The sequence below is a fragment of the Arthrobacter sp. Leaf69 genome (genome assembly GCF_001422645.1).
Lineage (GTDB): Bacteria > Actinomycetota > Actinomycetes > Actinomycetales > Micrococcaceae > Arthrobacter.
Genome location: NZ_LMLR01000010.1, coordinates 106,819 through 122,379 on the forward strand (window position 1 = coordinate 106,819; position 15,561 = coordinate 122,379).

Sequence of the window (15,561 nt, forward strand, 5' to 3'; positions counted from 1 at the left end):
GGGTCGGCGTGCGGGCTATTCCTGTACCAGTTGGTAGAGCGTGCCGTGCTTGCTGGCCATCGTGGACTCAACAGACCGGGCGAGAGCGGAGTCTTGTACGAGAAGGCCGAATTCGATGTTGCGGTTCTCGGCGCTGAAGGAGAAGTTGGCGCTGGTCAGCAACAGCATTTCATGGTCAATGACGACGAACTTCGCATGACTGACCACGGGTTTGCCGGTTGGCAGAACGGCGGATCTATATACAGTCGCACGCCCGAGATGGGCTTTAATGTTCACGGCGTCGGCCTTGTCCCCGTCGACGTAGACGGTGACGGTGACGCCGGGCTGTTCGGCGCTTTCCCGGAGCACTGTCCACATCTTCGAGGTCTTCTCGAAGTTATACGTTGCGCAGGTCACGGACTGGCGGGCGGAGCGGACGAGCCGGTGGAACTCGCCCGTGAGGTGGCCGATTTTGGCTTCGTTGCCGGGCATGGTCCAGACAGGGGTCAGGTCCCGATGGACGGTCTTAGCTCCAGCGACAGCCTGTAGGACGGCAACCGAGCGCTCGACGTCAGTGTGCCCAAGGCCGGCGGCTGTAAGGAGTCCGCGGGCCCGTTCACGACGGGAGGCACTGACCGCTCCGAGGGCCTTGGCGAAGTGCTGGCCCGTGGCGAGCTGCGCGGCAAGTCCCCCGGCTTCGGCAGCTGTGAGGAACTCGCCGAGCGCCGCAAAGGGGTCAGACGGCATCCACGCTCCCAAAGAACCCGGGCACGGTTGGACCCATGGTGGTCGGCAGGTTGAGCAGGAAGCGCCGGTCCAGGAACCGGTTCGACTTCTCGCACGAGGTCTCCGAGGCGAACGTACAGCAGTGGCAGGCCGCACCATGGAGGAAGTCCTCCGGGTCGCTGGGAGTGCGCACCGCACAAACGGGGTCCGAGGAACACCGCGACGCCCTGCGCAGAGCCGAGATGACGAGGCCCTCCAAGCGCGCAGGTTCGGAGAGTGCGACCAGCCCGCCGAGCGTTCCCTCGCTGTCGGAGGCGGTGGTGCAGATGAGCAATCCGGCGGCCGCCTCGCGCTGCGGCCCCGCAGGCCATCCGTAGATGCGTTCGGTGAGGCTGGCAGCGCCGTAGCCACAGGACATAGCCATCTCGCGAATGAGCGTGTGGGCGAAGGTGTGCAGGAGCCAGTACCGCGGGCCAGGCAGCCGGGTGTCGGGATTTACTGATGCGGCGGTCTCCGAAAAGCGGCGGGAGAAGTTCAGTCGGTGTGCCTGCTGATGAGCCGTCCATAGCGGGGAGTCGAGGATCTTCTTTTCCCACTCGTCCACGGCTTTCAGGTCGAGCTGAAGGAAGATTCCCTCGCCGCGGTCTTCGGTCGCCGGCACCCAAGTTGGTCTGCCTTTGCGCGTTAGTTTGACGAGGCGGCTGGCAAGGTCGTTCACCCGGTCCATCTCGTCGAGCCGGGTAAACCCGAGAACGGCGTTGATCTTTTTCATGCGGTTGACGGCGACGACTCGCGCAATGCGCGCGTGTAGGTTCTGCCCTCGTTGCATCTCGGTGACCATTAGGCCGCTGGAGTTTTGCTGCTGCGGGAACAGAGCTGGCTTTTGCAGGTACCGCCATTCCGGCACGAGCAGCTCCACCGGGTCCCAAGTGGCGAGCTTCTCCTGGCGGACCTCCTCGGGATCGACGGGCGCGAGGACGTCCGCGACGGCGGCCGCAAGGCTCGGGTCAGAGACATCCTTGAGGTCGATCTTTCCGTCTGCCACGTCCCTGAGGGTGTCCAGATCGGAGGCGTACTTGGCGATCTTTTCGATTCCCACCGCAGCGCGCAATTGGTCAGCGAGGGCTTCGGCTTCTTCAGCGTCGGTGCGGGGCATGACAATGACCGACTGGGTGGAGGAGAACCAGAGGTTGGATGCCCCCATCATGATCAGGGTGGGACGGGCGCCGCATTCGGCGTCGAAGGCGTTCAGGTGCGGGTGTCGTCCACGGCATTTCTGCGGGAGTTTGTCCCGCCCGGCTGCGCCCTGGGCTTCGGCCATGCCACGGGATGCGCCGCAAGAGGCGCAGCTGATGACGGAGCCGATGCTCTGACCGATGTTCGCGTCCCGCATCTTCAGGTCGGGTGCCTCGGCTTTCGGGCATATTCCGCCGCGGTGCACCCATAGTGTGTAGGGGAACTCGTCGAGGTGGCCGTTGGTGCAGGTCAGCAGGTGCGGGGCTGGAACGGCCGGGCTCTGGCGTTTCCCTCCGGCTGCTCCGGCCGCTTTCCTGCCACGGCCCGGACAGCTCTGGTGGGTGAACTGGGCCAAGTCCGGGCGGAAGGGATGGGTATTCGTGTAGCTGAAGCGCGGCAGAGGTCCGAGGTAGTCGCAGCCGGTGCAGCGCAACCACTGCGGGAAGACGCGCGCCGGAACGCCGAGGTCGGATCCTTCCTTGGACATCGCTCCCTTCTTCGGCTGCCACGGGAACGGGCGGAGCGAGTCAACCTGAGGCCCGAGGTGAAGCCGTACAACATTCAGCAGCCGCGGTTCGACGATGGTCGGGGTGAATTCCCGGCGCTTCCAGATCGGTTCCCAGTCGTCGAGCCCGGCCGGCATCACAGCAAACCCTGGGAGGTCCATGATCGCGCCTGGGCCATAGGTGTAGAGCAGCGAGGAGGGGCGTGCGGAGCCGACCTTTGCACGGTTCTTGACCGTGCCCTCTTCGGCGTCAGTCAGCGGGTCGAGCGTCTGCCCGGGATCGTGGAACATGGCGAGGCTGTTTAGCGGCTCCGCATCGTCTTTATCGGTGGAGATGGTTTCGGCCATCAATCGTCCTCTCCCATTGGCAGGGCCCACTTCGGGGCTCCCTCGGGTGCCCGCGAGAACAGCCGCTCAGACAGCGGGCTGACCAGCACATTAATTTCCGGCTGCACTTCACGCATCGAATTGGCAATAACGAACGGCGCCTCGGAAGACCCCCCTACCGATGCCCTGGCATTCTCGGGGCTGATGATCAACGGCAGGTACTTGTCGCCTTCTCCGGTGCGTTCGTACACCAGAGTCTTGCTCATCTCCGCGGCCCGCTTCGCACGCTGATTCCAGCGGTCAATGCGGTTCACAAGAAGGTCACTTGCCTTCTTGGCGATGTCCTCGTTTTGAGCAGCTGCCGCGATGCGTTTTTTCAGCCGATCCGCCAGCGCTTCGAGCGCCTCTGGCTGCTCCTTGATCCGCCAGGCGCTGCGTTCCGGGGAGAGCCCATCAGCCACGGGAGCCTGGAGCACCCGTGCAACGCTGACCAGCAGTCCGTCGATGCCGCGCTCCAGCGAGGTCGGTGAATACGGGGTCACTGAGAGTGCCTCGACCTGGGCGTAGAACGTGTTGTGGTAGTTCCGGAACTGCTCGAAATGAGCCAGGTCACGTGGGCGCGCCCAGTTCCCGAGGGCGACCACGAGACCGGGCCGGTCAGAGGGATCGCGGCCGACGCGCGAGGATGCCTGAATGTACTCTGCGGTGTTCTTCGGCTGCCCGACCACGAGCATGAGCCCCAGTCGCTGCACGTCCACGCCGACTTGGAGCATGGAGGTCGCCAGGACGACGTCGAACGGCGCGTCTTTCCTGCCGGCAGGCTTCTTGTTGTCGCGGATGGCGGCTATGCGGGCCTGGACAGCTGTGGTCGTGTCAAAGTTGGAGTCGAACTCCAACCCGAGCCGGTCCAGAGTCCTGCTGATCTCGGCCGAGGCGATCCGGGAGGTCAGCTCGGCAGTGTGGAGGTTGCCGAAAGCTGCGCCGTATCGCTTGGGGAAGCCCGAGTCCTTGCGCGGGTTACCCACCCTGTTTGCCACATCGTCGGCGATATACCTCGCCATGCCCGCGAGTTCACGGGTGGCATTGAAGTAGCCGACCAGCGTCATGTACGGGTCTGCAGCGCTCCCGGCCCTGTCGAAAAGGAGCTGGCTCGCCAGTAGGAGTACCTCGGCGAGCCGGATTTCCGCACTGGAGAGGCGCACACCCTGGGCACTGACACCAAGGTACCGCCGCCCCGGGTTCTCCCGACTGACCGGAACCTCCTGGGAGAAGTAGGTATCTGCGACGTCGAGCACTTGCGGGGGGAAGATCTCAACCTGCCGCCCGTAGAGTCCCCGCACTTGATCCTGGGCGTTGCGCACGGTCGCTGTTGAGGCCACGATCAAGGGTCTCACCGGTTTGCCGGCTGATGTTTCCCATGAGGACAGGGTCTCCACAGCTGCCTCGAAGAGGCCGACAGCTGTGCCGAGGGCCCCGGTGATCAGGTGCAGCTCGTCTTGGATGATCAGGTCCGGCGGCCGCAGCCGGTTCACGGTCTGCACGGTCGCTGCCGGGTGCCCGTACTTGTCCGCCGGGTGCGTCGTCGTGATGTCGCAGTTGCTGTAATCCGGATGGACGTACCCGTGGCGGCCGCACCTGCGGCTGACGTATCCGAACAGTGAGGCGGCCTCGCCCTCGCGGGCGAGTCGGGCGAACTTGTCCACGGTCGCGATAACAAAGGCGGGGGTGAGGCGGTAAATCTCCTCGTCGACGGTGAGTACCGGCAATCCTTCATTGACGAGTCCGCCCTTGGAGAAGGGGCAACGGGCGAGGTCGTCGCCGCAGTAAACGAATACCCGACGGACTGTCGCATCAGTCTTGACCTGGGCCGCGGTAATGGGCGTGCCACACCAGGGGCACCGCTGAATCTGGAGGACCGTCAGCCGGTGGGAACCGTATTCGTTGGCCTTGGTGAGCTGCTCGTCCGCTTCCTCGAACCGTTTCGGGCTCACGTCGGTCCCTACCCACAGCCCGATGCGGAATGGCTCGACTCCCCAAATCTCCTCATTTTCGCGGCGCGCCAGCTCGGCCGCGCACATCAAGGTCGTTGCCCGCTGGAACTGCTGGGCGGTCAGCAGCCGCAGGGTGTACCGCATGAGAACCGCTACGCCATCGCGCCCGTCGAGCTGGCCGTCAGTCGAGGAGACCAGGCCCTGGCGGCGACGGATCGCGAACGTGTAGGCGGCAAGGCCGAGATAGGCCTCGGTCTTGCCACCACCAGTGGGGAAGAACAGCAGCTCAACGCGAGCAAGGTGGTCGGCGCTGCGGAATTGTGCTGTCGGATCGGTCAGTGCCCCGAGCTGCATGAGGATGAACGCAAGTTGGAACGGACGCCAGGAGGCTGCGCCCGGACCCTTTGCGGCAACTGCTGCCTGTGCCTGCTCGATCGTCACTGTTGGATCAGATGCCCGCAGGGCTGCTACCTGGGAGGCGATGCGCTGATCGCGCATCACGCGGTTCATGAACTGGAAGCAGCGCAGCGCTTCAGGATCGCTGGCGATGTGTTCGAGCCCGTCGGCAAGCCGTTGGCGCGCCTGGGCCGCATCCCACAGGACCGCCTCGGCGGTCTCCTGAAGATGCGCCGGAAGACTCTTCGCAGTTGCCCCCTGTTCGTCGAGCCACGCACCGTAACCCGAGACCATGGGGGTCAGGCCCGCCTTCAGTCCCTCTGGTGTCACTGTCGAAAGCGCATCCATCGACAGCAGCGCGTCTTTTACCGATCGTGCGCGTGTCTGCGGCGTTTCAGCGACAGGAAGCCACGTCGTAGAAACCTCAGCTGCCCGCCGTGAACCAGTGCGCGCCACCCAATCCACCGAGCAGGTGCGACCGATCGCGAACTCCAGGCGGTTGCGGTACTGGAGGTTCAACCGCTTGACCTCGTCGTCATACTCCGGCCAGTCCTGCTCCAGCGCATCCCGCACCGGGAGAAACACCTCCGCCCCGCCGGCGTTCACGCGGAGCTGGGTCTGGAACAGCCACATGTTCACCGGGATCGGCATCGGCGTCTCCCGGTCATTGCATAGGGCAATCTCCACCAGAACCCGGCCGAACTGCGGATCGTCGTACCTGTCCACCCGCAGGCAAATCGAATCCCGCAACGTTATCGTCGCAGTCTTCCCCGGGGTCAGCTCAGCGAGCGTGATCGTGCGGGGTTCTTCGACGGGAGTGCGCTGGTAGTGACGGATGGGGCGGCCGGCTTTGGTGACCTGGTCGGTCTCGACCGTCGAGTACGTACCCCATGATGCAGTAACGGTGAACGAAGCCAGGTCTGCTGGCACCTGGAACCGTAGTCCCATTGACGCCGGGATCATCAGCCCCTGTTTCGGGGTGCGGTCCTCCGTGTCATCGTCGTCGGCGTCCGCAGTTGTCTCGTCGGCGGCGAATGCCGGAACACCGCGCTGCTCGCGGGCAGCGTCACCGTCCAGGCGGGCCTCGACGATGTGCCCGCGCTCTGGGGCGCTTTCGGATTCGCCGTCTTTCAGGGCCTTGCCTGTGAGCTTCACTGGAGCGATGTGGCCCACCAGATACTGGGAGCGGGGGCTGAACGGCAAAACTTCTTCAGGTCCGTGGATCGGCCCGAGCAGTTCCCGCTCCAAGATGTCGGCCAGATTCTCGCGCACCATGAATGACGAGCCATCCAGCTCGTGGTTGAGCTCGTACGGCTTCTGTGGTGAGCGCGTTGTCGTGGTCTCGCTCATGAGAAAAGTACCTCCGCCTGCTGCGACACAGCCTTTGCTTTTCTTCCATTCGCAGCTTTCTTAGGACTCGCCGCGGCTTCCGCGGCGGCACGGCGGTGGTTCTCCTCCAACAACCGACGCCGCAACTCATCGCGTTGAGCGGAGTCGCATGTAAAGCGCAGAACTCCTGCCAGTTCATGGAATCCGTGGTGAAGCTCGACATCGCTCCACCCATAACTCGCTACTACCGCGGCGTCAAGAGCCGTCTGTGCCTCTCGAAGTCGAGAGACTACATACCCGCCCGCACTTGGATCGTCCAGAAGGTTGTAAAGCTTCGTCGGCGAAGTGATCTCTGACAGCGCCTTGTCCCGCGCTGTAATGAACTCGTCCGCAGCGATCAAGACATTCGGATTCTCGAGACCGGGAAAGGGGAATGTGCGAAGACAGCGGGACACAACATAGTTGCTTGTGGTGCCGCGGCCAGTGCGAGTGCGCTCGAACCAAGCGGAGTGTACGGTCGATGAGAGAACACCCAAGACGGAGGCAGAAGCAGACGCGATCACTACGACCTTGTGCGAGAGGAGCGGACGGTGATCGTGCCTGAACAGGAAGACTGGCACGCGCGTGTCCCCCGCCAGCACTATGAACCGGTCCAGTTTTTCAACTTCCCGGAAGAGTTCCTCGCGTTTATCCCAAAACGCCCAGTATCGATGCTCATGTACCTGGCTTGTGATCGCATCCCTGACAGGCTTGACCGTCAAACGGAGATGCTCAAACAGGGTTGGCATTTCCCTGCGAAGCGAATTTTCGTCGACGTAGGTCCCAACATCGATCACATTCCGTCCTGATGGAACTCCTGACATCAATGTCTGCCCATTGACGAACGGGCGCAATGCAAGTTGCTCCGCCTCATTGAGACTCGCCAAGATCGGGGCGTCTGCATCAAGAACGAATCCTTCGCCATAGGCCTGGATTCCCCTACCGGCAAGGAAAGGAAGCTTCATTGGCGAGGCCGATGTGATATCCGCCTCGCCCGCGTCACCTAGTGCCGGAGATACCGCCGCGACGGCACGGCCATCAAGGACTGGTGGAATTTCTGAGGCATCGGAACTTCTTTTCGATGCCCAAATAATCGCCGCGCCCGTTGACACTTGCCCTGGCCAACGAAACGCCGACACCGCTCGAAACAGCGTGCCTTGTTCCACCAAGAGCTGGGTACTCATCAGGGCAGTGTCGCCCTGCCCAATTCGATCAGTGGCTATCAGCCCCAACGATCCACCGTCAGCCAGTAGCAGCCACGCTCGACGAATGAAATGCGCGCTCATGTCTGCCGAACCTTTCAGCCCGCTCAAATCTGCCTTGATCCAGCTTTCAATGTCAGAGCCATTTGCGATAGCAATCTTCTTCCCTGCGAGGAACGGGGGATTCCCGATGATGGCGTCAAAGCCACGGTGATCGACCATGACGTCAGGGGTTTCGAGCACCCAGTGGAGAGGCAACCAACGCTCGTAATCGGTTTGCACAGTCGGCGTGAGCCCGTTGTCGATGATCGCGTCGAGCCACGTACTGTCAGTCTCCCCATCAAGGGTTCCCACGTGCGCCTTCTTCACGGCAGCCCGCAGATTCTCGTATGCCTCATCGAGCGCCCTGCCTGGCTTGCCTCCGTGGGGCAAGCCAGCGGCGATCACGCCGTCGGCGATCGCCCGCAAGGATACGGTAACCTCGCGAAGCTCCCGCAGCTGCCGGTGCTTTGCGGCACTGCTGCGGGCAGGGTCGTCTTCATCGATCTCCGTCGCGAGCCGTTCGCGCAAAGCCACTGCCTTGCGGACGATGACGTCGATGTCGACGTGGAAGATGTCGAGCATCTCGCCGGGCGTCACGCGCGTGGTGTCGATGTGGAGTTTGTGGAGCTGATCGAGATTGGTGAGACCGAGCAGGGAGTTACCGACAAACACCTTGTCGTCGACAAAGGAGAACGGCATGTCGCGGTCGAGGGATACGAGCCAGAGTGAGAGCTTGCACATCTCGACGGCCATGTCGTTGATGTCGGCGCCGTACAGGCAGTTCGCGACAACCTGCCGGATGGCTCGCAGGTACAGGTTCTTACGGTGCGAGTTGGACGGATCTTCCTCAGTCCATGCCTCCACCACGCGGTCCGCGAGGTATCGGGCGGCAGCCACAAGGAACGCCCCGGACCCGCAGGCGATATCGGCGACCTTGAGTCCCAGCAGTTCGTCGGAAGACTTCAGCTTCCACTGCTCGCCGTCAGCGGTCTGATGCGGACCGGGAGAGTAGCACAGCGGCTGGAGAGCATGGAGTACGACCTCTTCAGCCAGGGACTTCGGCGTGTAGTGCGCGCCGGCGTTCTTTCGTGAAGGGGTCTCCTTCACCACCAGCCCTCCGGTCACGACAACGAACGGGTGGCCCCGCAAATCAGGCCTGATAAGCCCAAGCCATGGCTTGATGCGGTCGCGCAGCGTGTTGTCGTCGCCAACAGTCTGAGTGAGGGCACTGATTGCACTCGGGTCGGGGGCTGCGGTGACGGCTTTGGCGATCGCCGTAGCTGACGACGGGCTAGCAGAGGGCTGGTCTTTATCAACCCATTCGCGGACCGCCGCGGCGAGCTTCTTCGGGTCGGTGTGGGTAGTCGCCAGGTCTTCGAGTATGGCCAGCGGGATCTCGGGTTCCGCTCCGGTGGTTCCGATGATGCCTAGGGTGGGCTCACTGACACGTGTCGCTGTATAGCCGAGCAGGCCTTCATAAATGTAGCCGATCTGCTCGACGTCGATGTCGCGGAACGAAATCTGCCGACTTTCCCCTTTCACGTAGGCCACCTGGATGGAGCGCAGCACGTGGAGCATTACCCGGTCGGAGACCGTGACGGCTAGAGCGCCCTGTTCATCTATGCCCGTGAGGAAAGGGAACCGTTCCGGGTTGAACAGCGATCCGCCGTAGGCGGGCATGCGCAGGTTCTCGAATGATGCACCCTTGTAGAGAGCCTGGCTGGTTGCGAGCAGCCGGTGCCAGGTCAGCGAGGTGGCATCGAGAGCCTCCTCGCTTTCTTCGTTCCTCCGGGCAGTGAGCCTGTCGAGTTCGCCGGCAATGCCGTAGCCCTGCTCGAAAAGCTCGCCAGCAGGAAGCAAGCCGCGCTCTTCCGCGAACAGCAGGAACACCGCCCGCATCATCACGGTGACGGCCGCCTCGTAAGTGTCATGGTTCCGATCCGGGAGCGGATCGGGCATGCCCCGGCGTTTAGCCTCCGCAGCCGACTCTGAGAACGACTGTATGAGCAGTTCGACGGCCCGACGTACCTGCGCGCCCAGAGCCTCGGTGATCTCCTCCGCTGCGGCGATGGATTCCTTGAAAAGCACAGGGAGGCGCTCGGCGGGGTCGCCACCGATGATGTGCTGCCTCCCGACCAGAGTGAGGAAGGCGTCCCGCGTCCGGGGTTCTTCGACCCAGGTGAGCGCGTCCACGATGCCGGAAGCGGCCATGCTGCCCTCGCGGGCGCAGACCATGCCCCACCAGCGACCGTCAGTGACGATGCCGATCTCGACCCTGTTTTCGCGAAGGAGTGCCTCACAGCGGTCGATTGGAGTTGCGGCCCACAGGTCGCTGGGTGTCTGGCGCAGTGAGTCCGTCGGATCGACGACGAGCACGAGCGCGCCACTACCCTCCGCGCCGAGAAGGGTTCCCTGCGCGGTGACGGTGACCGCGCGGTTGGGCGACTGGACCTCTGCGCCGGGGACGATGCCCCATTCCAGTGATTCACCCCAGCCGACGACGTCCCGCAGAACGGTCTCGATCCACTTGTCGCGTTCTGTTCGATAGCCGCCCAGCCTGATGTCACTGTCGGGGTCACGGTCAAGGGCTTCCCATGCAGACTCGAACGCCTTGCGGGCTTCGACCAGCGCGTAGAAGCGGTCAGGGTGAGTGGCACGGAAGTCCGGGATGCCGTTGGGCCAGACCTTTTTGAGCGGCGGGATTGCGAGGAACGGCCCGTCCGTGTCAACGAGCTGGAGCCACGCCCGGTGCAGGTCTGTAGCGTTGGTCTTCAGACCCGTGACCTTCTTTGGTCGCGCCATCAGTTGGTCCATCCTTCTGCGTCTTCACGGGTGAGGGCAAACACGACCGCTGCAGCCGTTGTGTGCGGCTTGACGTCCGCGTAGCGCTCTTTGATCGCGTCGATCTCACGGGCTTCTTCGTCGTCTAGTTCGTCGAGACGGCGTTCCATTGCCTCCATGTCCCGGCGGCGTTGGCGCTGCTGGTCATCAGGCAGGAGCATCGCGGCCGCCTCATCCTCGGCGCGACGCAGACGGGCTAGCGACTCGCGGAGGTTGGTCCGGAACGCCGTGAAGATGTCCCGTGCCCGCTGGACGTCGGCTTCCTGCCGACGCGTGAGCTGTTCAAGGACGAGCCCGTGGCGGCGGCCGGCACGGGCCTGCATGGACTCTTCCAGCCGGACACGCAGCGGAGCATCGGGCACGTTCCACAGGTCGCAGAGCTGGTCGCGGACGCGTTCGTCCGCCAGTGCGATGTGCTCTCCGTCGAGTGCGTGGTCCAGGGCGGTTTCGGCCTTTTCCTCTGCCATCGCACGGCGCCCATGCAAGCGGACGCCGGCCAGGAATACTTCCTCATGCAGGCGGATACCGCCTCTGCCGACCAGGACCATGCGGGTGACTGCGGCGACGAACGATTCGGGCAGATCGTCGACCACGACAGCGGTCACGCGGCTGAGCGGCGAGTCGACGCTCCAGAGTGACCGGCGCAGAAGACGCTGGGCCTTCTGCACGATCGGATGTCCGAGGTGCACGTACACGAGTTCGTTGCGCCCGTCGGCTGCCTGGGGATCGAAGGTGATGGGGCGTAAGGAATCGGGTTTCAGACGTGTCGGCAAGCCTTTGAGGGCTGCGCTCCATCCCGCCGACAAGCTGGGCACATCGAACACCTCGGCGTCGGTGAACTCCTGGAATTTATGGTTCGGCGCGAGTGGCTGCTGGTGGTTGATTCGCAACGCGGTGTCGACCACCCTGCGCAGGTTGGCAGGGTCAAGGTGCATTTCCGTGCGTGAGGCCTCGTAGCCCTGTTCAAGCTGTGTCAGCCTGGCGTTGAGCTCCATACCGCCGGCGAGGGCGGTATTGATGACGTCGTTCGTATCAATGCCTTTTGCCTTGGAGCGCGCAGGTGCACGCTTGCCGAAGTGGCGCTGGATCTCGTCGCCGATGACCTGGTTCACTGAGCCGAGGTCCTGCTCGACGTTTGCGACTTTCCTCGCAACACGGGCCATGAAGGAGGCATCCGCGGCGTAGACGGAGGAGTCGGTAGCAGGTGCGAAGTGGTAGACCAGAGGCTCCTGTTTCTGGCCGTACCTATCGATGCGGCCGATGCGCTGTTCCAGGCGCGACGGGTTGAAGGGGATGTCGAAGTTCACGAGCCGGTGGCAGTGCGTCTGGAGATCGATGCCCTCGCCGGCGGCGTCCGTGGCGAGCAGGACCCGCACGGGTTCTTTCTTCGGGTCTTCGGTGAACTGGGACCGGATGTACTCGCGGTCCTCGGGCGAGGTGGAGCCCTGGATAACGGCAAGCCTGTCCCCGTACCCGCGCTGGGTGAGCACACGGGTCAGCCAGTCGACGGTGTGGGCGTACTCGGTGAACACGACCACACGGTCTGACTCAAAGTCTTTGCCGTCCGGACGGCACACGGAGTCGAGAAACTTCAGCAACTCGTCGAGTCGGGAGTCTGCCCGGGACTCGTAGCTTAGGCTCCACTCCAGGAGAGCCTTGAGCTGCTCGGGCTCCGCCGCGACCAGCGGATCGGAGCCCTTCGATTCACGCAGCCGTTCGGCCTCGTCCTGCTCCCACAGGCCCTCTTCCTCATCCGACTGTCCCTCGCCGAAGACGTCATCGTAGTCATCGTCTGCCAGACCGCGGCCGGCCTTGGCGCTGAGGTAGTGCGAGAGGGTCTGTCCGAACGCGAACGGGCTGGACAGGAACCTCTTCTTCAGCAGCATGGTGACGATGTCGCCGCTGGGTTTGGTGCCGTTGGCCTTGGCACTTTTGACGACAATCTGATCCAGGAGCTGGAACATCTCCTGCTCGTCGTCGCGCGGGGTGTAGGGCAGGGCGCTGACCTTGCGCTTTTTGAAGTCCTTGCCGGTCAGGTCGCCCTTGAGGCGGCGGATGGTTACATCCTTGAGTGCTTTGGAATCCAGGAGCGCGCCGCGGGAGAAGCGCCGGGAGTCGATCATTTCCATCAGTGCGGTAAAGGATTCCGGGTGTCCGTTGTGCGGGGTCGCGGAGAGGAAGAGCCGGTGTTCGCAGCGTTCCGCGAGATCCCTCACCGCGACGGTGCGCTGGGTGTCCACGGCGTACCCGCGGCCTCCGGCGATTGCGGGGGGACTGGACGGGGCGACGTGGTGGGCCTCGTCGACAACGAGGATATCGAATGCGAAGCGTTTCGCCGTCTTTGGGCTTTTTACTTGCGCATACACGTCGCGCAGCAGCCGCTGGGAGCGGACTTGGGGCAGCCAGGCCATGCTCACGATGACACGGGGGAACATCAGGAACGGGTTGGCGTGCAGTCCGTGGGTGCGGCGTACTTCTGCCATTAGCTCGGAGTTGACGATGGTGAAGTCCAGCCCGAACTTGTCCCGCATCTCGTCCTGCCATTTTAGTGACAGGCTCGGAGGACACACGATCACAGCGGTGCGGGCACGGTGCCGCAACAGCAGTTCCTGAATCACCAGGCCCGCCTCGATGGTCTTTCCCAGGCCGACATCGTCGGCCAGCAGCAGGTTTGTGCGCGGCGCGCCTAGGGCACGGCGCAGCGGCTCAAGCTGGTATGCCTCCACGTTCGCGCCGGACCAGAACGGAGCCTGGTAGCGGTTTGGGTCGGCGCTCGTGACCGCACCCCATCGCATGGCGTCCACAAAGCCAGCCAGGGTGGTTGGGTCATCGAATTGCTCGGCATGGATCGTCTCCGGCAGTCCCTGAGCCGGGGTGAGTGTGTGACCTACTTCCAGCTCCCACACCACTGACAACTGATCCCCGAGACGGTCCTCGTCAAGGGACTGTAAATCGACCACGTGCGTAAGCTGCGCAACTGATTCGTCCGCCGGGCTGCGGGGCAGTCCCTGTGCCTGAACGTTGGCCACGGCCCAGGTTGATCCGCGAACCTCGACAACCTGGCCGGGCTCCGGCAACGGCGGCGCGGCAACAGCTGATGTTGACACGTGTGGCTCCTAGCTCCGTTGCTTCACCCCTGGGAACCCCAGCACGTGGCAACGGTGACGCCCGGGGTGTGGACTCATCTAATCATTGTCTGATGGGGATCCTCGTAACTTGCGAGCAACTCCGCCTTCTGAGGGTGCAGACGGCTTCTGAAACTGACACACTTTCCGGGCACTTAGGGGAACTGGAACACGTTCGAGAGGACGCTCCCCCGGAGGCGTATTTTGATCATCATGCCACGGCGTGCTTAGCCCTCCAGGCTAGCTCGCTGCTCCATGACTGCCTCAACGTAGCCGCGCACGCGCTCCCTTTCCGGTCCTGACAGGTCACGGATGAGGTCCTCCAGTTCCACCGTGTTCACGGACTTGCCGCGACGCCGCACGATCGGGGTGGGCTTCTGCAGGCGAGGCATCCGTACCCCGTCGCGCGATGTGAAATTGGCCCAATATACCCAGATGATCGGTAGAGGAACGAAGGCCGCGAAAGCTGCTTCGAGCTTCTTTTGGGTATTGGGGAAAGTCACCCATGCGCCTGCTTCGTCTACATCGGGCATCATGTAGGGGCTATCGAACTCGTCCGGCTCCACCTGTACCGATGCGTTCGGAAGAAGCCGTTTTAGAACACCGGCGATTCGTACCGCGAGCCGGAAAGTCGCCTCAAGATCAGGCCAGTCGCCCAACGTCTCGATGATGTCAGCATCTAGTGGTGCCGAGCCGAGCGCGTCGGGACGATCGCTGTAGAAGGCGAGTCGATCCCTCCCTACAGGTACCAGTCCTTGGCATAGCACCCAGAGTTCGTGGAGATCAGCTTCGCTCACCCCGAGGGCTGCAGCCCACGGCGCGAGCTTCGGTTCCTTAAGGGCCCGCTGACCCTTCTCGACCTGGGATACGGTCGCGGCCGGCGCCCCGATGTTCTCCCCAACCTGCCGCATGGAGTCGCCAACCCCTACCGACCGCACCAGTGAGAGTAACTGGCCGAAGAGTTTCGCTGACGGTGTTCCTCGCCTCATGTCCACGAAATGAGCCTAACGCATTTCAGAGAGATGCATTCATCCGCAATATGTACCCCTTGAATGCTCTTTCGAGCTATGTCTATGATGTCTACGTGCGACGGTTTTCGTCGCCCCTCCCCGATCAAAGGTTGAGAGCAATGAATGATGACAAGTCGGAGGTCCAGGAAGTGCTGGTCGACATCCCGAAGTACGACAAGGACGGAAACCCCGTCACCCTCGACTCGCTGAGCTCGGGCGGCGCCCGGAACGCTGCCGGCTTCCTCCAAGTTCAATACCGCAACCCGAGGATTCCGGAGGCGGCCAACGAACCTGAGTTCGACCGCGACTTCGAAGAGAGCCTCCGCCGCGAATACGACGCGCGGCGCAGGCGCGAAGAAATAGCCGAAGAACGCGCCCGCAAGGAATATGCCCGCCTCCAGTTTGTCTATGACAATGTTGTAAGACCGTACGTAATTCCAAGGGTGGCGGAGTTGTGGGACACCCAGGTGCTGCCCGCGGGCAAGCGGTTGTGGGACACCAAGATGCTGCCCGGCGGCAAACGGCTTGCGCAGCGCTGGCTCCGCCCGAAGAGGAGCCAGTCCGAGGCCCCAGGTGGGAGCGAAGATTCGTCTGAGTTTGGGGCCGAGAATGCCAACCCTCTCGCAACCTCCACGTACAACACCGACCACACCGCTGAAATATCGACAGTCCAAGAGGGGGGCGACGACGCTCCGCTCGCTGACGTGATTCAGATAGATGAATTTCAGAACCGTCGGTCCGCCTAGCGATTCAGGCGCGTTTGACGTCGTAGGCAGTCTCCGCCAGGGATTCTTTACTGACATGGACGTGGGC

At 63.0% G+C, this 15,561-nt stretch carries 7 protein-coding genes; 1 reads left to right on the forward strand and 6 read right to left on the reverse strand.

Annotation, left to right across the window (positions count from 1 at the left end; translation table 11 throughout):
- Positions 1-15 precede the first annotated feature (15 nt).
- The 6 genes from drmC to ASE96_RS05870 form a co-directional block, all read right to left on the reverse strand.
- Complete coding sequence (drmC, locus tag ASE96_RS05845; protein WP_056427390.1) at positions 16-726, reverse strand: DISARM system phospholipase D-like protein DrmC; 711 nt, start codon at positions 724-726, stop codon at positions 16-18.
- On the reverse strand, positions 716-2,794 hold the full coding sequence (gene drmB, locus ASE96_RS05850) for a DUF1998 domain-containing protein (protein WP_235500151.1): 2,079 nt from the start codon (positions 2,792-2,794) through the stop codon (positions 716-718). The genes drmC and drmB overlap by 11 nt, the downstream gene beginning before the upstream one ends.
- Positions 2,794-6,510: a DISARM system helicase DrmA gene (drmA, locus tag ASE96_RS05855; protein WP_056427393.1), complete on the reverse strand. Its 3,717-nt coding sequence runs from the start codon at positions 6,508-6,510 to the stop codon at positions 2,794-2,796. Before drmA ends, drmB begins: the two co-directional genes overlap by 1 nt.
- Positions 6,507-10,586, reverse strand: a complete 4,080-nt coding sequence (locus tag ASE96_RS05860; protein WP_056427396.1) for an Eco57I restriction-modification methylase domain-containing protein — start codon at positions 10,584-10,586, stop codon at positions 6,507-6,509. Before ASE96_RS05860 ends, drmA begins: the two co-directional genes overlap by 4 nt.
- On the reverse strand, positions 10,574-13,720 hold the full coding sequence (gene drmD, locus ASE96_RS05865) for a DISARM system SNF2-like helicase DrmD (RefSeq protein ID WP_056427399.1): 3,147 nt from the start codon (positions 13,718-13,720) through the stop codon (positions 10,574-10,576). Before drmD ends, ASE96_RS05860 begins: the two co-directional genes overlap by 13 nt.
- A 245-nt stretch (positions 13,721-13,965) precedes the next feature.
- Positions 13,966-14,733: a helix-turn-helix domain-containing protein gene (locus ASE96_RS05870; RefSeq protein ID WP_156367519.1), complete on the reverse strand. Its 768-nt coding sequence runs from the start codon at positions 14,731-14,733 to the stop codon at positions 13,966-13,968.
- Between the two features lie 134 nt (positions 14,734-14,867).
- On the opposite strand from ASE96_RS05870, the gene ASE96_RS05875 reads away from it, so the two are divergent.
- A complete protein-coding gene (locus ASE96_RS05875) occupies positions 14,868-15,494 on the forward strand; it encodes a hypothetical protein (protein ID WP_056427404.1) in 627 nt (208 codons plus the stop codon).
- Positions 15,495-15,561 lie beyond the last annotated feature (67 nt).

What these genes read in the sequence shown, in the direction of transcription:
- drmC (WP_056427390.1), bottom strand. Translation starts at nt 726, where the DNA reads ATGCCGTCTGACCCCTTTGCGGCGCTCGGCGAGTTCCTCACAGCTGCC.
- drmB (WP_235500151.1), bottom strand. Translation starts at nt 2,794, where the DNA reads ATGGCCGAAACCATCTCCACCGATAAAGACGATGCGGAGCCGCTAAAC.
- drmA (WP_056427393.1), bottom strand. Translation starts at nt 6,510, where the DNA reads ATGAGCGAGACCACGACAACGCGCTCACCACAGAAGCCGTACGAGCTC.
- ASE96_RS05860 (WP_056427396.1), bottom strand. Translation starts at nt 10,586, where the DNA reads ATGGACCAACTGATGGCGCGACCAAAGAAGGTCACGGGTCTGAAGACC.
- ASE96_RS05875 (WP_056427404.1), top strand. Translation starts at nt 14,868, where the DNA reads ATGAATGATGACAAGTCGGAGGTCCAGGAAGTGCTGGTCGACATCCCG.